Origin of the sequence: Bradyrhizobium sp. WU425 (genome assembly GCF_021052305.1) — a bacterium.
In the GTDB taxonomy this organism is placed as follows: Bacteria; Pseudomonadota; Alphaproteobacteria; order Rhizobiales; family Xanthobacteraceae; genus Bradyrhizobium; species Bradyrhizobium canariense_D.
Genome location: NZ_CP088089.1, coordinates 5,775,715 through 5,794,099 on the forward strand (window position 1 = coordinate 5,775,715; position 18,385 = coordinate 5,794,099).

Sequence of the window (18,385 nt, forward strand, 5' to 3'; positions counted from 1 at the left end):
ATTTCGATGAGCAAGACTCGGATGAGCGAGACTTGGATGAGCATGATTCGGATGAGCAAAACCTGGATGAGAGCGTCTCGCTCATGACCGACCCCATCCTCTCCGTGCGTAATCTTCAGGTCGAGTTCGCCTCCCGCCGCGGCACGCTACGCGCCATCGATGGCGTCTCCTTCGACATCGCCAAGGGCGAGGTACTCGGCGTGGTCGGCGAATCCGGCGCCGGCAAGTCCGTCACAGGCTTGGCTGTGATCGGCCTGATCGATCCGCCGGGCCGCATCGCCGGCGGCGAGATTCGCCTTGCGGGCCTGCGCATCGACAATTTGCCGGCGGAGGAGCTGCGCCGTATCCGGGGAAAGCGGATCGGCATGATCTTCCAGGACCCCCTCACCTCGCTCAATCCGCTCTACCGCGTCGGCGACCAGCTCATCGAGACGATCAGAACGCATCTGAACCTGTCCGAGACCGCCGCCCGCCGCCGAGCCATCGACCTGCTCGCCGAAGTTGGAATCCCGGCTCCGGAAAAGCGCATCGACGGCTATCCGCACGAATTCTCCGGTGGCATGCGCCAGCGCGTGGTGATTGCGCTCGCGATCTGCGCCGAACCGGAGCTGATCATCGCCGACGAGCCGACCACCGCGCTCGACGTTTCCGTGCAGGCGCAGATCATCTCGCTGATCAAGCGTCTCGGCCGCGATCACGGCACTGCGGTGATGCTGGTGACCCACGACATGGGCGTGATCGCCGAGACCTCCGACCGGGTCGCGGTGATGTATGCCGGCCGCGTCGCCGAGATCGGTCCGGTGCAGGACGTGGTCAGGAACCCGCTGCACCCCTACGCCAAGGGCCTGATGGGCGCGATCCCGACGCTTGCCGGCGACGACAAGCGTCTGGTGCAGATCCCCGGCTCCATGCCGCGCCTGCCGGCGATCCCGCGCGGCTGTTCGTTCAATCCGCGCTGCGCATTCGCATTCGACCGATGCCGCGTGGAGAGGCCGGAGCCGCTGCCGCGCGGCACGCAAGCCGTCGCCTGCCATCTCTATGACGGCGTGCCGGCGGAGAGCGCGGCATGAGCGCTCCCTTCATCCAGGCCACGAATCTGCGCCGCGTCTTCGACGTCTCGAAACCCTGGCTCAACCGCATGCTCGAAGGCGGGCAGCTCGAATATCTCAAGGCCGTCGATGGCGTCACCTTCGACATCAGGAAGGGCGAGACCTTTGCACTGGTCGGCGAATCCGGCTCGGGCAAGACCACGGTGGCGCGGATGGTCGTCGGCTTGCTGCCGCCAAGCTCCGGCAACGTCTTGATCGACGGCATCTCAATGACCGATCCGCGGCAGGCCCAGGCGCGGCGGAAACTGCGCCGCCGCATCCAGATGATCTTTCAGGATCCCTATGCGAGCCTGAACCCACGCTTCCGAGTCGACGCCATCATCTCCGAGCCAATCCGCGCGTTCGACCTGATCGAGGGCGAGCGCGACATCCAGGCGCGGGTCGGAGAGCTTCTCACCCTCGTCGGCCTGCATCCCGACGACAGGTTGAAATTTCCGCACGAATTCTCGGGCGGCCAGCGTCAGCGCATCGCGATCGCGCGCGCGCTCGCCTCCGACGCGGAGTTTATCGTCTGCGACGAGCCGACCTCCGCGCTTGACGTCTCCGTGCAGGCGCAGATCCTGAACCTGATGCGCGACCTCCAGGACAAGTTCGGCTTGACCTACATGTTCATCAGCCACAACCTCGCCGTCGTCCGCCACATGGCGAGCCGCGTCGGTGTGATGTATCTCGGCCGCATCGTCGAGATCGCGGAAGGGCGCGAGCTGTTTGCCCATCCGCGCATGCCCTATACCAAGATGCTGCTTGGCGCCGTGCCTGATCTTGCCATGAGCGGCCGCCAGCGCATCCCCGTGAAGGGCGAGATCCCGAACCCGATCAACCCGCCGTCCGGGTGCGCCTTTAATCCGCGCTGCCCGCTGGCGTTCGATCTCTGCCGTAGGGAAGCACCTGAATTGATCGACGGCGTCGCCTGCCACGCGGTCAACACCGCGCCGGTACCGGCGTGACGCGCGCGTGCCATGCAGCCTGCGCATTTGGCGGCGGCCTGGCCCTGTGATCAATTGCGCGCGCCGCAAATGAGGTAGTCCATGGCCAGCATCGTCAATCCCGATCCCTTCACGACACGCCCCGAGATCGAAGGCACCTTCGGGGTCGTTGCGACCACGCACTGGATCGCGACCGCTATCGGGATGGCCCTTCTGGAAAAGGGCGGCAATGCCTTTGACGCCGGCGTCGCCACCGCTTTCACGCTCCAGGTGGTCGAGCCGCATCTGAACGGCCCCGGCGGCGACGTTCCGATCATCGTGCACGACGTGAAGCGCGGCCGCACCGAGGTGATCTGCGGCCAGGGCCCGGCACCGGCCCGCGCCACCATCGCGCATTACAAGAGCGAAGGCCTCGACATGGTGCCCGGCACCGGCCTGCTCGCGGCCTGCGTCCCCGGCACCTTCGAATCCTGGATGATGCTGCTCCGTGACTACGGCACGATGCGCGTGCGCGATGTGCTGGAGCCCGCGATCTCCTATGCGCGCGACGGCTATCCGCTGGTCGAGCGCGCCTGCGCCACGATCCAGACCGTCGAGCAATTATTCCGCACGCACTGGCCGACATCGGCCGCCGTCTATCTCCCGAACGGCGAAGTGCCAAAGCCCGGCACGCTCTTCACCAACAAGACACTTGCGGCGACCTATGCGCGAATCCTGAGCGAGGCCGAAAGCGGCGGCGGCGGCCGCGATGCCGAGATCGAGCGCGCACGCAAGGCTTGGTCGCAGGGCTTCGTCGCGGAAGCCATCGACAAATTCTGCCGGACGCAGGACGTGATGGACGTCAGCGGCTCGCCGCATCGCGGTGTGCTGTCGGCCGACGACATGGCGCGCTGGCAGCCGACGGTCGAGGCTCCGCTCACCTACGATTATGGCCGCTACACGGTCTGCAAGGCCGGGGTCTGGAGCCAGGGTCCCGTGACGCTGCAGCAACTCGCGCTGCTGAAGGGCTTTGCCCTCGATGGGCTCGATCCGACCGGACCGGAGTTCATCCATCTCCAGATCGAATGCGCAAAACTCGCCTTTGCCGATCGCGAAAAATTCTACGGCGACCCCAAGTTCAGCGAAATCCCGATCGCAACGCTGCTGTCAGATGCCTATAACGACGAACGTCGTAAGTTGGTTACCGAGAAAGCTTCGCTCGATCTCCGGCCCGGCACGGTCGAGGGCCTTGGCGGCGTGGTCAAGCTGCGCCGAGCTGAGGGCCAGCGCGAGGCCGTCGGCGCGCTCGGCGCCGGCGAGCCAACCGTGGGGCGCTTCGGCGAGGTGCGCGGCGACACCGTGCATTTCGACATCATTGACAAGGTCGGCAACATGGTGTCCTCGACGCCGTCGGGAGGCTGGCTGCAATCCTCGCCTGTCATTCCCGAGCTGGGTTTCTGCCTCGGCAGCCGCGCACAAATGTTCGATTTGGAGGAGAACCAACCGAGCTCGCTCGCGCCGGGCAAACGGCCCCGCACCACGCTGTCGCCGACCATGGCACTGCGCGACGGCGAGCCTTATCTCGCCTGGGGCTCGCCCGGCGGCGACCAGCAGGACCAGTGGATCACGCAGTTTTTCCTCCGACACGTCCACTGCAATCTCAATCTCCAGGAGTCGATCGACGCGCCGGCCTGGCATTCCGAGCATTTCCCGATCTCGTTCTGGCCCCGCACCGCGCGCCCCGGCGTGCTCGTGATCGAGAACCGCGTGCCGAAGGCGACGATCGAGAACCTGCGTGAGCGCGGACATATCGTCGAGGTCGGTCCGGACTGGTCCGAAGGCCGCCTCACCGCGGCCTCGCGCGTCGGTCCGCGCCGCCGCGCCGCCGCCAATCCGCGCGGCATGCAGGGCTACGCCGCAGGACGCTAAAGGCAGCACATGACCTGGTCGATCATCGCGCGCGATTCTGCTACCGGCCAGTTTGGCATCGCCGTTGCCACGCGCTTCTTCGCCGTCGGCGCGCGTGTCCCCTACATCGCGGCGGGCCTTGGCGCCATCGCGACGCAGGCTTTCGTCAATCCTTATTACGGTATCGACGGCGTCAAGCTGCTGCGTGAGGGCCTCAACGCGCACGACGTGCTGGCCGCCCTGCTCGCGACCGACGACGGCCGCGAGAGCCGCCAGATTCACATCATGGACGCCAGCGGCGCGATTGCCGCGCATACCGGGCGCGACTGCGTGGATTGGTGCGGGCACATTGCGGGCAGCGGCTTCTCGATCGCCGGCAACATGCTCGCGGGCGCCGACGTGCTCGACGAGACCGCAAAAACCTATATCGCCAATGACAGCCTGCCCTTCCCGCGCCGCCTGCTTGCCGCGCTGCGCGCGGGCGAGGCCGCTGGCGGCGACAAGCGCGGCAAGCAGTCCGCCGCGCTCCTGATCCACGGCGAGGAGGAATGGCCGGCGCTGGACCTGCGCGCCGACGATCATCCCGATCCGCTCGGCGAGCTCGAGCGGCTCGAGCGCGTCAGCCACGAACTCTGGGTCCACTTCCGCGTTTCCATGCCAACCCGGCAGAACCCTGCCGGCAACACCGATCGCAGCGTCATCGACGCCAGCATCGCCGCAGCGCGCGCAATACGCTCATGAACCCGAGCCCCCTCATCGAGATCAGCGATCTGCGCATTCGTTTTCACGGCGACGACGGCCGCGTCACCCATGCGGTCGACAGCGTCGATCTCAGCGTCGCCAATGGCGCGACGCTCGGCCTCGTCGGCGAATCCGGCTGCGGCAAGAGCGTGACGTCGCTGGCGATCATGGGCCTGCTGCCGAAGCAGAGCGCGGAGATCTCCGGCGCGATCCGCTTCGACGGTTTCGACCTGCTTAAGACGTCGGACCAGACGCTGCGGGACCTCCGCGGCAACCGGCTCGCGATGATCTTTCAGGAGCCGATGACCTCGCTCAATCCGAGCTTCACCATCGGCGACCAGATCATCGAGACGATTTTGCGCCACCGCGGCGGTTCGCGCAGGAGTGCGCGCGAGCGGGCGATCGATCTGCTGCGTCGCGTCCACATCCCCTCGCCCGAGCGGCGGATCGACGAATATCCGCACAAGCTCTCCGGCGGCATGCGCCAGCGCGTCATGATCGCGATGGCGCTCGCCTGCGACCCGCGGCTGCTGATCGCGGACGAGCCGACCACCGCGCTCGATGTCACGCTGCAGGCGCAGATCCTGGAGCTGATGCGCGAATTGAAGGCGGCGAGCGGCGCTGCCATCATCCTGATCACCCACGATCTCGGCGTCGTCGCCGAAGTCTGCGACGAGGTCGCGGTGATGTATGCCGGCGAGATCGTCGAGCGCGCGCCGGTGGACGAGCTGTTCTCAGCGCCGCAGCATCCCTACACCGTCGGCCTGCTCGGCTCGATCCCGCGGCTTGACCATCGCGCCGACCAGCTCGCCACGATCGAGGGCATGGTCCCGAACATGATGCAGCCGCCCGCGGGATGCCGCTTCGCCGCACGCTGCCCCTTCGTGCTGGACGCCTGCACCAAGGCGCCGCCCCCGCTGCTCGAAGTCAGCCCCGGCCACCTCTCGCGCTGCCTGCGCGCTCCGCTCGAACGTCTGGTGTCGTGATGGCTCTGCTCGAGGTTCAGGGTCTGCTCAAGCATTTCGTCGCCGAGCGTTCGCTGTTCGGCCGGGCGCTGGCGCATGTCAAAGCGGTCGATGGCGTTTCCTTCTCGCTCGATGCCGGCAAGACGCTAGCGCTGGTCGGTGAATCCGGCTGCGGCAAATCCACCGTTAGCCGCCTGGTGCTGCGGCTGATCGAGCCGGATGCAGGCACGATCCGTTTCGAAGGCCGCGATCTGCTCTCGCTCGACGCCGGCGCACTGCGCGCCTTTCGCCGCGAGGCGCAGATCATCTTCCAGGACCCCTACGCCTCGCTCAATCCGCGCATGACCGTCGGCCAGATCCTGACCGAGCCGCTGGCGCTGCACAATCTGGTGCCGCCCGCCCGGCGGCGCGAACGCGTCGAGGAGATCCTGCGGCTGGTCGGGCTGGAGCCGCGGCTGGCGCGTCGTTACCCGCACGAGTTTTCCGGCGGCCAGCGCCAGCGTATCGCCATCGCCCGCGCGCTCGCGGTCGAGCCGAAACTGATCATCTGCGATGAGCCGGTCTCGGCGCTCGACGTCTCGATCCGCTCGCAGATCCTCAATCTGCTGCGCGAGCTGCAGGACCGGCTCGGGCTGGCCTACATTTTCGTCTCGCACGACCTCGCGGTGGTCAAGCACATCGCCGACCACGTGGCGGTGATGAATCTCGGCCAGATCGTCGAGACGGCGGCGGCGGACGCGCTGTTTGCCGCACCGCGTCATCCCTACAGCCGGGCTCTATTGTCCGCGATTCCCGTGCCTAAACCGCGGGCAAAGCGCGGCCGCATTGTGCTGCAGGGCGAAATCCCCAGCGCGCTCAATCCGCCGCCGGGATGCCGCTTCCACACCCGCTGCCCCTACGTGGTCGACCGTTGCCGCAACGAAATGCCTCAGCTCGTGCAGGATGGCATCGGACATGCAACGGCATGCCACCGAACGTCGGAACTGCCGTCGTCCGAGGCGATCGTCCCAACGGACGGCGGCTTCTCCCCGGTTCTCGAAAAATTGGTCGCCGCCTTCAGCGGCGGCCCGGAAGCAGTCCGCGGCAGCGGGGTTAGTTCATTGGGGACGAACCCGGCATAGCCGTAAAACAGAGGTTGAGAGCGATGAGTCCTATGCGTTTGGCACTCCTGGCGTCGGCATTGCTGACGTCGCTCGTAGGCGCGGCCCAAGCCCAGACCACACTTCGCATCGGCATCGCCGAGGATCCTGACATCCTCGATCCCAGCATCGGCCGCACCTATGTCGGCCGCATCGTGTTCTCCGCCTTCTGCGACAAGCTGTTCGACATCGACGAGAAGCTCAACATCGTGCCGCAGCTCGCGCTGTCGCATGAGACCTCGCCCGACGGCAAGGAGATGACGATCAAGCTCCGGCCCAACGTGAAATTCCACGACGGCGAGCCGCTCGACGCGGAAGCCGCAAAGTTCTCGATCGAGCGTCACATGACGCTGCCGACCTCGTTCCGCAAGTCCGAGCTCGCCAGCGTCGACCATGTCGAAATCGTAGACCCTCTGACCATCAAGCTGGTGCTTAAGACACCTTACTCCCCGCTGATCGCCCAGCTGACCGACCGCTCCGGCATGATGGTGTCGCCGAAGGCTGCCAAGGAGGCCGGCGACAAGTTCGGCCTGCATCCGGTCTGCGCCGGTCCCTACAAGTTCGTCGAGCGCGTGCAGCAGGACCGCATGGTCTTCGAAAAATTCGCCGACTATTGGAACAAGGACAACATCCATATCGACCGGGTGGTCTTCCTGCCGATCGTTGACGCCACGGTGCGCCTTGCCAACCTGAAGTCCGGCGGACTCGATCTGATCGAGCGCGTGCTCGCCACCGACATCAAGGACGTGCGTGCGGATTCGCGGCTCGTGCTGTCGACGGCACCGGAGCTCGGCTATTACGGCCTGACCGTCAATATCGGCAACGACAAAGCAAAGGGGCCGCTCAGCCAGTCGGCGAAAGTACGCCAAGCGCTCGATCTGTCGATCGATCGCGAAGCTCTCAACCAAGTTGTCTTTAACGGCGAGTTCACCCCAGGCAATCAATGGGTCAGCCCGACACATCCCTATTACCAGAAGGCGTTCCCGGTCCACGGCCGCGACGTCGCGAAGGCCAAGGCGCTGCTGAAGGAAGCGGGCATCACCTCGCCGGTGACCGTCGGCTACATGATCCCCAAGGGCGCGGAGAACGAAGCGGTTGCCCAGGTGATCCAGTCGATGGCGGCGGAAGCGGGCTTCGACATCAAGATCCGCGCGGTCGAATTCGCGACCACCTTCAAGCAGGCCCAGGCCGGCGAGTTCCAGATCTTCCAGATCAACTGGAGCGGCCGCATCGATCCCGACGGCAACTCCTACATCTTCATGCGCAGCAAGGCACCGCAGAACGATGGCGTCTATTCGAACCCGGAAGCCGACAAGCTGATGGAAGACGGCCGGCTGACCGCCAAATTCGATGAGCGCAAGGCGATCTACGAAAAGCTGACCGGGATCGTGCTCAACGATTTGCCGATCATCTACATCTACCACCGCACGCTTCTGATTGCGCACACGACCAAGCTCCAGGGTTACAGGCAGATGCCCGACGGGCTCGTGCGCGTGGTCGGGCTGAAGTTCAAGTGAGCGTGGCCTCGCCTGACACGCGGCCGGCGCCATGCTGAACTTCCTCGCCCGCCGCATCGCGCAGATCGTGCCGACACTGTTCTTCGTGTCGGTGCTGATCTTCTCGCTCCAGCAATTGTTGCCAGGTGATCCAGCGCTGGTGATGGCCGGTGAGGAGCGCGATCCCGCCGTGATCGAGCAGATCCGCCAGCAATACCGGCTCGATCAGCCGATCCCCGTGCAGTACGTTTATTGGCTCAAGGGCGTTCTATCAGGCAATTTCGGTGAATCGCTGCGCAACAAGATGCCGGTGCGCGAGCTGATCGCGCAGAAGCTGCCGGTGACGCTCCAGCTCGGCTCGATGGCAATGTTGATCGCGCTCTTGATCGGCATTCCCGCCGGCATCGTCTCCGCCGTGAAAAGGGGCACCGTCTGGGATTATGGTGCCAATTTGTTCGCGCTGTGGGGCATCTCGACGCCGAATTTCTGGCTCGGCATCATGCTGATCTTCCTGTTCTCGATCGAACTCGGCTGGCTGCCGGCGTCCGGCTACGTGCCGTTGACTGAGAACTGGCGCGCGAGCCTCGCCGCCACCATCATGCCGGCCTTCGTGCTCGGCAACGCAATTTCCGCGGTCCTAATGCGGCACACCCGGAGCGCCATGCTGCAGGTGCTGGAAAGCGACTATGTCCGCACCGCGCGCGCCAAGGGATTGTCCGAACGCTCGGTCATCCTCAAGCACGCCATGCGCAACGCACTCACGCCAATCATTACGCTCGGCGCGCTCGAGCTCGGCACGCTCTTGTCGGGCGCGGTTCTGACTGAGCAGATCTTCTCCATTCCGGGCTTCGGCAAACTGATCGTGGACGCCGTGTTCAACCGCGACTACGCGGTGGTACAGGGCGTCGTGCTGGTGACGGCGACGGTCTACATCACACTGAACCTGGTTGCCGATGTCGCCTACATCCTCGTCAATCCGCGGCTACGGGGCTAGACTCATGACCGATGCCGCCCTGCCCGCTGCTCCCATCGCGCAAGCTGACGAGCTGGACAGCCCGGCGCGTCGCGCCCGGCGGCGCCTGTTCAAACGCAAGGCCGCAGTGTTCGGACTTGTCATGATCAGTTTGTTCGTCGGCTTCGCGGCTCTCGCGCCGCTCGTCGTTCCCTACGATCCCATCGCGACGAGCTGGAGCCTGGTTCGCAAGCCGCCCACGACGGCGCACTGGTTCGGAACCGACGAGCTCGGTCGCGACATCCTGAGCCGCGTCGTCTACGGCGCCCGCGCCTCGCTGCTCGCCGGCCTCACCTCGGTGGCGATCGCTCTGGGCGTCGGCGTTCCGCTCGGCCTGCTTGCCGGCTATCGCGGCGGCTTCGTCGATGCACTGATCAGCCGGATGACTGACGCGATGCTGGCCTGCCCATTCCTGATCCTGGCGATCGCACTCGCCGCATTCCTCGGTCCGAGCCTTGGCAACGCCATGATCGCGATCGGCATCTCGGCAACCCCGATTTTCATCCGCCTGACCCGCGGCCAGGTGCTGGTTGTCAAGGCTGAGGACTATGTCGAGGCGGCGCGCGCGCTCGGCAATCCGCCGTGGCGGATCGCGTTCTCGCACATCCTGCCGAACATCCTGCCGGCGCTGCTAGTGCAGGCGACGCTGTCGATTGCGGCCGCCATTATCGCCGAAGCCGCGCTGTCCTTCCTTGGCCTCGGCCAGCAGCCGCCGGCGCCATCCTGGGGCAGCATGCTCAACGCAGCGCAGCGCTTCCTGACCCAGGCGCCGTGGATGGCGATCTGGCCGGGGCTTGCGATCTTCCTCGTGGTGCTGTCGCTGAACCTGCTCGGCGACGGCCTGCGCGACGCGCTCGATCCACGCCAGCGCTAGATCACGACCTCGCGCATCACGCGGCGGCAATCCATCTCGTATTCGAGATCGACCACCGGCGGCCGGGCATAGTGCCAGGTCAGGCCGGACCGCAACGCCCCGCGGCGGACGAGTTCGTCGACCAGCGCGTGGTGGAAGTCGTGCACGGAATAGGCCTGCACGCCGGTCGTGTCCTTCCAGCCGAAGCCGAAGGCCGTCATCCTGTTCTCCATCTGGGACGTCGTCGTGAAGCGCACCTTCTCGCGAAGGCCTTCCGGGCTGAGGTCGCGGTAGCGCACGGTGCGCTCGACATAGGTCCCGCCGCCCTCGCGCGCCTCGGCGCCGCCGGAAATCACGAAGCTCGGCGTCTTCGAGCTTGTCGGCCGCGTGAAGGAGAACGCGTAGAACGACGGCTCGGCCGGTGGATCGATCTCTGGACAGACATTGCTGCGCGCCACCGGATTTGTGGTGCCGTCGAAGATGCCCCATTCGGACAACGTCTTCACATAGTGCAGGTTGAACGCGCGAAAACCTTCTTCGCTGAAGGCCGCGGGCGAGCGCAGTTCGCAAGCGCAGAAGGCCGTCAGCGGCCGCCCCGCCTCCTGGATATGCTTCGCGGCAAGCGCAAAGCCTTCTGCGAGCGGCACCAGCCGGTCGAAGCGGACGCGCTCGATCTGATAGCCATCGTCTGCGGCCGCACCGGCCGAATACTGGAATACGGACGGAATGAAACGGTAGTTGCCGGCGGAGAATTCACCAACCATGTCGGACTCCTATTCCAGTTGCATGCGAATGCCCTTGTCGCCGTTAAGCAGGCGCTTCAGGTGAAAGCCGGCCAGGGAATCGCCGGCATGCATGCCGACCAGCGCCGCGAAGGCAGGCATGGCGGCGGCATCACCGGCTTCCATCTTGGCAAAAGCTTCGGAATACAGCGCCGTTTCCGGCGCAGCGAATTGGGCCGGCGTCAGCGGCTCGAACGCGCGCAACGCTTCGCTGCGTCCGCGCAGCATCAGCTCCCCGACGGGACGACCTCGAAAATTCTCAGCCGCCTCGGCGATGCCGGCACTGACGCAAATCCGCGTGCCCAGATCCTTGTTCGCGGCTTCCAGTCGCGCCGCGATGTTGATGGAGTCGCCATACGCGGTGTAGTCGAAAAACCGGTTGCCGCCGAAATTTCCGACCAGTGCCGGCCCGGCGTGAATGCCGATGCGGGTGGTGCCGAAATTCACCCCTCTCCGCTTCCAGCGCGCGGAAAAATCCTCCGCCCAGGCGTCGAGCTCGTGCGCGCAGGCAACCGCACGCGTCGCATAATCGGGCTGATCTCCGGGCGCATTGAAGAGCACCTGGATTGCATCGCCGATGATCTTGGCAACCGTCCCCTCATGCGTGAAGACAATTTCGGTCATGCCGCCGACATATTCGTTGAGAAGCGCGCCCAGCGTCTCCGGCGGCGCACTCTCGACCAGCGAGGTGAAGCCCGTTATATCCGTGAAGATGGTCGCGATATCGCGCCACTGCACTTCGATTCCCTCGCTCTCACCGCCGGCCGCCAGACGCTTGGCGAGCTCGGGCGAGAAATGACGCGAGAGCGCGGCGTGAGCGCGCTCGGCTTCCGTCTGGCGGCGCCGCACCTCCCGCAGCATCTCGATATGGCGGATGGTCTTCTCGATCGTCATCTCCAGGTCGGCGAAATCGATCGGTTTGGTCAGAAAGTCGAACGCGCCGCGGTTCATCGCAGTGCGAATGTTGCTCATATCGCCATAGGCCGACAAGATGATGGTGGACTTCTTGTCGTCCGCTTCCTGGAGCTTCGCCAGCAGCGACAACCCATCCATCCTTGGCATGTTGATGTCGGAGACCACCATGTCGACATGCGGATTCTGCTCGAGCGATTGCAACGCCTCGACGCCGTCTCGCGCGAACATGATGGTCACCGACCCATCGCGAATCTGCTTGCGGAATTTTTGCAGGACCAACGCCTCGAGATCCGGCTCGTCGTCGACGAAGAGGATGGTCGCGGTCATGCGGCTTTCTCGAGCCTTGTGTCGATTTCCTGCCGCAGCAGCGCGAAATCGATCGGCTTGGTGAGGAGTGCGACCGCGCCGCGCTCGATCGCCTTCCGGCGCGTCTCGGCGTCGCCATAGGCGGTGATCATGATGACGGGAACGTCCGGATGCGCAAGACGCACCTTCGGCAGCATGTCGAGCCCGCTCATGCCGGGCATGTTGATGTCGGACAAAATCAGGATCAACGAGGGATCGCGCACCTCGGCGGCGAGCTTCAGCGCATCGGGTGCCGACGACGCGAATTCCATCTGGAAGCGGCCGGCGCGCAAATCGCGCCGAAACTGCTGCCGGAACAGCGCCTCGACGTCGGGCTCGTCATCGACGACCAGGATGTAAACGTTCAAGTCTTGCCTCCGGAAGTGCCGTCCGCCGCCATTACGCGCGGCAGGGTGATGATGAATTCGGTGAATACGCCTGGTGCGGTGTTCACGTCGATCGTGCCGCCGTGCTGTTTCACCACGATGTCATGGCTCATGGAAAGGCCGAGCCCGGTGCCCTCGCCGGCCGGCTTGGTGGTGAAGAAGGGATTGAACATCTTCTCCTTCACCTCGGACGGGATCCCGGTGCCGTTGTCGCGAATGCGGATTTCGACCCTGTCGCCGAGCGTTCTGGTTGCTGCGCGCAGGGTGGGCTCGAAGGCGTCTGCGGCGCTCTCCTTGCGCTGGGCAGTGGCGTAGAAGCCATTCGAGATCAGATTGAGGACGACTCGCGTAATTTCCTGCGGATAGATATCGACCATGCCTGCGGCGGGGTCGAAGCCGCGCTCTATCGTGACGTTGAAGCCAGGCTTCTCGGCTCGCGCGCCGTGATAGGCGAGGTTGAGGCTTTCCTCGACGATGGCATTGATGTCCGCCGGACGGCGCTCTCCGGAGCCCTCGCGCGAATGCAGGAGCATGTTCCTGACGATGGAATCGGCGCGCTTGCCGTGCTGCACCACCTTTTCGAGGTTGCTCCTGAGCATGCCAGTCAGCTCGTCGACCTCCGCCTTCGTCTTGCCGTCGAGCGAGGCCGCCTGCAGCGCCTCGTTGAGCTCGTCGATCAACTCGGTCGACACCGCCGAGAAATTGTTGACGAAATTGAGTGGGTTCTTGATCTCGTGCGCGATTCCCGCCGTGAGCTGGCCGAGCGACGCGAGCTTCTCGGTCTGGACCAGGCGGTCCTGCGCGGTGCGAAGATCGTCGAGGGATTGCGACAGCTCCGTCGTGCGCTTGCGCAATTCGTTCAGCAGTCGCGTATTCTCGATGGCGATGACGGCTTGCTTCGTGAAGTTCTCAACCAACGCGATTTGCTTGTCGGTGAACGGCCGGACCTCCTTGCGATAAACCGCGACGGTTCCGATCAGCTCGCTTTCCCTCATCATGGGCACGATTACGATCGTACGGGCGCCGGCGACGTCTGAGATTCCACGAATGGTCGGACCTCCGGCAAGATAGGCCGGAGTTTGTTGCACATCGTGAACGTGGACGACTTGACGTGTTCTGACGACCACGGCAAGCGCGCTCTCCGGATGGGGACGGATCGCCATATCTTTCCGCGAAGCCGCGAACGCAGGCGGCACATTGTAGTCCGCAGCAATTGTGAAATTCTCTCCATCCCACAAATTCATGACGCCGAAACTCGCGCCACAGACTCGTGTGGCATTCTCGAGCATCTTGTGGAACACCGGTGCGAGTTCGCCCGGAGACGAACTGATGACCTGCAACACTTCCGACGTCGCCGTCTGCTGCTCGAGCGACTCGGTCAACTCGGCGGTTCTCACCTCGACCTTCTTCTCCAGGTCCGCATAGGATTCCTGCAGGCGCTCGCCCATGTCATTGAACTGGTCCGCGAGCCCCTCCAGTTCGTCTCCGGTTCGGATCGAGATGCGCTGGGAGAAATCGCCACTGCCGATGCGCTCGGCACCGCTGCGCAGCGCCTGGATCGGCCCGACCATGCGGCGCGCGAGGAATATCCCGGCAAGCACCGCGAAGATCGACGCCGCGAGCAGCACGAATGCAAGCCGTTCCAACGCGGCATAGAGCGTCGCATAGGCCTCCTCGACCGGGAGCTCGACGAACATGGTCCAGTGCAGCGGCGCGATCGGGGCCGACGCGGTCAGCACCGTCTGTCCCTGGAGATTGCGCGCTTCGGAAAGCGGGTCGAACGCGGCGCTGCCTCCGGCAAGCGCGGCGCGCACCTGGGTGAGACCAGACATGTCGGTGTTGCGCAGGACCAGGCTGATATCGGGGTGCGCGATCAGGCGTCCCTCCGGACCCACCACGTAGGCGTGTCCGTGCTCGCCGACCTTGATCTGGGAGACGACGTCCCAGATCAACTTGAGATTGACCTCCGCGATACTGACGCCGGCATCCTTGCGCGACCCAGCCTGCGCTAGGGTCATATACGGCTCGGACTCCCTGCGGAAATAGACCGGACCGTAATAGACCTTGTGCGCGACCGCCTCGGTAAACTTCGGATCCTCCGACAGGTCGATCCCGCTGTCGGTCGCGTCCATGGCAAGCCGCGAGACCCGGAGCCGCTCCTTGCCGGTCGCATCGACCTGCGCGAGCTCGGTGACCGCAGGGACTTGGCGCAGCAGCCGCAGCGCATCGAAGCGGCGCTGCTCGAGCGAGCCCGCCGACCAGGGCAGCTGCGTGGTCCAGCCGAGCTGGCTCTCGATCTCCTTGACGAACTGACCGATCTTGGCAGCGGCCGCCTCGGCCTGTTCATGCTGAACCCGGATCAGCGCGGCCTTGTGCTCGCGATAATAAAAGACGACCTCGAACAGGCCGTTGGCCAGCAGCGCGATCGCGACGACGGCCACGAACAACGCGACATATTTGGCGAACAGCCGCGTCCTGATCCCCTGCCCCGGCATCGTACCGGACGCGACGCCATCCCCCGCGGCGCTCGGCAGCGTCCGTGCTTGCGGGGTGTCGGGATGGAGGGGAAGGCTCATCCCGCTGAACCTAGCAAGAAGACCGGACCTTGTCTCTCGCGAGCGCGGGAAAGCCTGATGGCAGCCGGGCCCCCGAGGCAAATAGAAAAGGGCGGCAGCGGATTGGCCGCTGCCGCCCTCGGGTTCGCTTTATCGGTGGCCTCAGGTCGGCCGCAGCGCCTTGGCGTTGAGGTCGAGGTCGTTGACCTGCTTGTTCCGCTCGGAATCGGCCGCCGCGCGATGGTCGGTCGCCAGCACCACGTAGACCGCCGGCAACACGAACAGCGTGAACAACGTGCCGATCGACATGCCGGCCACGACCACCAGACCGATCGAGAAGCGGCTGGCGGCCCCTGCGCCGGTCGCGGTCAGGAGCGGGATCAGGCCCGTCACCATCGCGGCCGTGGTCATGAGGATCGGCCGCAGACGAATACGGGCCGACATTTCGATGGCGGAGCGGCGATCGAGCCGCTCGTTGATCTGGAGCTCGTTGGCGAACTCCACCATCAGGATGCCGTGCTTGGTGATCAGGCCCACCAAGGTCAGCAGGCCGACCTGGGTGTAGATGTTCATGGTCGCCACGCCGAAGAACAGCGGGATCAGTGCGCCAACGATCGCCATTGGCACCGAGATCATGATGACCAGCGGATCGCGCAAGCTCTCGAACTGCGCCGCCAGCACCAGGAAGATGATGATCAGCGCGAAGCCGAAGGTGATCGCGAGCTGGTTGCCTTCCTGCACATACTGTCTGCTGTCAGCCAGATAAGCATGGCTGAAGCCTTGCGGCAGGTTTTTGGCCTCGCTCTCGAGGAAGTCGACCGCCGCACCGACGGTCACGCCGGGCATCGGCACGGCCGAGAAGGTCGCTGAATTGAGCTGATTGTAATGTGTCAGCGAATTCGGCTCGGTCTTGGTCTCGATCGACACAACCGTCGAGAGCGGAAGCTGCTGGCCGGTATTGGTGGTCACGTAGTAGCCGGCGAGCGATTCCGGCGAGAGCCGCTGGCCGCGCGGCACCTGCGGGATAACTTGATAGGAACGGCCCTCGAGGTTGAAGCGGTTGATGTAGTTGCCGCCGAGCAGCACCGCGAGCGTGCTGCCGAGGTTCTGCATGTTGACGCCGAGATCCTGCGCCTTGGTGCGGTTGATCGTCACCTTCACGTTCGGCTGGTTGTAGGCAAGATCACTGTCGGAGACGATGAACATTCCGCTCTTGCGGGCGGCGGCCTTCAGCTTCTCCATCTGTTCGTAGACAGTCTGGAAGCTGGCGGTGGAGTTGATCACCATCTGCACCGGGAGGCCGCCCGGACCGCCCGGCAGCGGCGGCAGGTTGAAAGCGAACGCCTGCACGCCCTCGATCTTGGAAAGCTCGGCCTGCACCAGCGACTTCAGCTGGATCGACGAGCGCTTGCGCTCCTCCCAGGGCTTGAGCAGCATGCCGGCGATACCGCCCTGCGGGCCGTTGATGCCGTTCAGCACGAAGCGCAGATCGGTCTCGGGGAATTTCTGGAATTCCTTGTCGAGCTTCTCGCCGTAAAAATCGACATAGTCGATATTGGCGTATTTCGGCGCCTTGGTCACCGCGAACACGATACCCTGGTCTTCCTCAGGCGCCAGCTCCTTCGACGTGTGCATGTAAAGGAAGCCGACGAGCCCGAGGATGGTCACCGCAAACAGGCCGGTGATGGCCTTGTAGTCGAGCGAGCGGTCGAGCCTGCGCCCGTACCACCGCGTCAGCGCGCCAAACACCTTGTTGACGAACTTGGCGAAGCGCCCCTCTTCCGTGTTCTTCAGCAGCACCGAGCACATCATCGGCGAGAGCGTCAGCGCGATCACGCCGGACACGATCACCGAGCCCGCAAGTGTGAAGGCGAATTCGCGGAACAGCGAGCCGGTCAGACCGCCGAGGAAACCGATCGGAGCGTACACGGCTGCGAGCGTGATGGTCATCGAGACGACGGGACCCACGATTTCGCGCGCGCCTTCCAGCGACGCCTGGACAGGCGTTTTCCCTTCCTCCAGATGACGATGGATGTTTTCCACCACGACGATGGCGTCGTCGACCACGAGTCCGATCGCGAGCACCATCGCGAGCAGGGTCAACAGGTTGAAGCTGAAGCCCAGTGCCAGCATCAGCGTGCAGACGCCGATCATCGACAACGGGATGGTGACAACGGGAATGATGACCGAACGGAACGACGCCAGGAACAGGAAGATCACCACGATCACGATGATCACGGCTTCACCCAGTGTCTTCTCGACCTCGTCGATCGAGGATTGGATGAACTTGGTCGAATCGTAGGCGACCTTCATCTTCATCGACGGTGGCAGATTGCGCTCCAGCTCGGGGAATAGCGCCCGCACGCCCTTGACCAGCGTCAGCGGGTTGCCCTGCGGCGTCGCCTGCACACCGATGAAGATGGCGTGCTCGCCGTTGAAGGCGACGCTCGCGTCCGTGCTTTGGGCCGCAAGTTCGACGGTGGCGATGTCCTCCATCCGCACGAAGCCGCCGTCCTTGGCCTTGACGATCATCTTCTTGAACTGGTTGACGTCGGTCAGGCCCGTATTGGTCGATACGTTCGAGACGATGAGATAGCCCTTGGTCTGCCCCGCCGCAGACTGGAAGTTGTTGGCGGTGATCGCGGTCGCGACATCCGCAGGCGACACGTTGCGGCCGGCCATCTTCAGGGGATCAAGCCACAGCCGCATCGCAAAGGTCTGGCCGCCGAGAATGTCGGCGGAGGCGACGCCGTCGACGGTCGACAGCACCGGTTGCACAACGCGCGTCAGGTAGTCCGAGATCGCCGAGCCCGACAGCTCTTCGGACGAGAATCCGAGATACATCACGGCCGTGGTCTGGCCCGTGGTCTTGGTGACGATCGGGTCGTTGGATTCTTTCGGGATCAGATATTTGACCGAGTTCGTCTTGGCCAGAACCTCGGTCAGCGCCTGGTTCGGATCGAAGTTCAGCTTGATGTAGACCTGGATCGTCGAGGTGCCGAGCACCGAGGACGAGGTGATGTAATCGACACCTTCGGCGGAGGCGACCGCCTGCTCGATCGGCGTGGTGATGAAGCCCTGGATCAGGTCCGCGGACGCGCCCGGATAGACGGTCGTGATGTTGATGACCGTGTTCGACAGCTTCGGATATTGCCGGATCGGCAGCGTCGTCGCCGCGCGCAGGCCGATCAGCAGGATCAGCAGGCTGACGACGACCGACAGGACCGGGCGTTTGATGAAAATATCAGTAAAGCGCATCGCGGCGATCTCGATT

At 64.4% G+C, this 18,385-nt stretch carries 14 protein-coding genes; 9 read left to right on the forward strand and 5 right to left on the reverse strand.

All coding sequences use genetic code 11. The features are described 5' to 3' along the window. The first annotated feature begins 83 nt into the window (after positions 1 to 83). From BcanWU425_RS27965 to BcanWU425_RS28005, 9 genes are all read left to right on the forward strand, one after another. Entirely contained in the window at positions 84 to 1,070 is a 987-nt protein-coding gene (locus BcanWU425_RS27965) for an ABC transporter ATP-binding protein (protein WP_231188728.1), read from the forward strand. Further along, a complete protein-coding gene (locus BcanWU425_RS27970; protein WP_018457038.1) occupies positions 1,067 to 2,056 on the forward strand; it encodes an ABC transporter ATP-binding protein in 990 nt (329 codons plus the stop codon). The genes BcanWU425_RS27965 and BcanWU425_RS27970 overlap by 4 nt, the downstream gene beginning before the upstream one ends. Positions 2,057 to 2,137: 81 nt before the next feature. Next, positions 2,138 to 3,943: a gamma-glutamyltransferase family protein gene (locus tag BcanWU425_RS27975; protein WP_018457039.1), complete on the forward strand. Its 1,806-nt coding sequence runs from the start codon at positions 2,138 to 2,140 to the stop codon at positions 3,941 to 3,943. Between the two features lie 9 nt (positions 3,944 to 3,952). After that, positions 3,953 to 4,663, forward strand: a complete 711-nt coding sequence (locus BcanWU425_RS27980) for a DUF1028 domain-containing protein (protein WP_085362288.1) — start codon at positions 3,953 to 3,955, stop codon at positions 4,661 to 4,663. Then, positions 4,660 to 5,649 (forward strand): ABC transporter ATP-binding protein, encoded by a 990-nt coding sequence (locus tag BcanWU425_RS27985; protein WP_085362287.1) that lies wholly within the window; start codon positions 4,660 to 4,662, stop codon positions 5,647 to 5,649. Before BcanWU425_RS27980 ends, BcanWU425_RS27985 begins: the two co-directional genes overlap by 4 nt. Further along, positions 5,649 to 6,749: an ABC transporter ATP-binding protein gene (locus BcanWU425_RS27990; RefSeq protein WP_204510608.1), complete on the forward strand. Its 1,101-nt coding sequence runs from the start codon at positions 5,649 to 5,651 to the stop codon at positions 6,747 to 6,749. Before BcanWU425_RS27985 ends, BcanWU425_RS27990 begins: the two co-directional genes overlap by 1 nt. 23 nt (positions 6,750 to 6,772) lie before the next feature. Next, positions 6,773 to 8,284 carry an ABC transporter substrate-binding protein gene (locus BcanWU425_RS27995; protein ID WP_204510607.1) on the forward strand — a complete coding sequence of 504 codons (1,512 nt, stop codon included), beginning with the start codon at positions 6,773 to 6,775 and terminating at the stop codon, positions 8,282 to 8,284. Between the two features lie 31 nt (positions 8,285 to 8,315). Continuing rightward, the gene (locus BcanWU425_RS28000; RefSeq protein ID WP_018457044.1) at positions 8,316 to 9,257 is read left to right on the forward strand and encodes an ABC transporter permease; all 942 of its coding nucleotides are present in this window, start codon (positions 8,316 to 8,318) and stop codon (positions 9,255 to 9,257) included. Between the two features lie 4 nt (positions 9,258 to 9,261). Then, entirely contained in the window at positions 9,262 to 10,149 is an 888-nt protein-coding gene (locus tag BcanWU425_RS28005; protein WP_085352146.1) for an ABC transporter permease, read from the forward strand. Here BcanWU425_RS28005 and cnbZ read toward each other — a convergent pair. The 5 genes from cnbZ to BcanWU425_RS28030 all read right to left on the reverse strand — a co-directional run bounded on the left by cnbZ (position 10,146) and on the right by BcanWU425_RS28030 (position 18,369). Then, entirely contained in the window at positions 10,146 to 10,892 is a 747-nt protein-coding gene (gene cnbZ, locus BcanWU425_RS28010; RefSeq protein ID WP_204510606.1) for a 2-amino-5-chloromuconate deaminase CnbZ, read from the reverse strand. The genes BcanWU425_RS28005 and cnbZ overlap by 4 nt on opposite strands. A 9-nt stretch (positions 10,893 to 10,901) precedes the next feature. Further along, complete coding sequence (locus tag BcanWU425_RS28015) at positions 10,902 to 12,152, reverse strand: adenylate/guanylate cyclase domain-containing protein (RefSeq protein ID WP_204510605.1); 1,251 nt, start codon at positions 12,150 to 12,152, stop codon at positions 10,902 to 10,904. Further along, on the reverse strand, positions 12,149 to 12,538 hold the full coding sequence (locus BcanWU425_RS28020) for a response regulator (RefSeq protein ID WP_018457048.1): 390 nt from the start codon (positions 12,536 to 12,538) through the stop codon (positions 12,149 to 12,151). The genes BcanWU425_RS28015 and BcanWU425_RS28020 overlap by 4 nt, the downstream gene beginning before the upstream one ends. Beyond that, positions 12,535 to 15,132: an ATP-binding protein gene (locus BcanWU425_RS28025; protein WP_204510604.1), complete on the reverse strand. Its 2,598-nt coding sequence runs from the start codon at positions 15,130 to 15,132 to the stop codon at positions 12,535 to 12,537. Before BcanWU425_RS28025 ends, BcanWU425_RS28020 begins: the two co-directional genes overlap by 4 nt. Before the next feature lie 141 nt (positions 15,133 to 15,273). After that, positions 15,274 to 18,369: a MexW/MexI family multidrug efflux RND transporter permease subunit gene (locus BcanWU425_RS28030; RefSeq protein WP_026233289.1), complete on the reverse strand. Its 3,096-nt coding sequence runs from the start codon at positions 18,367 to 18,369 to the stop codon at positions 15,274 to 15,276. Between the last annotated feature and the right edge of the window lie 16 nt (positions 18,370 to 18,385).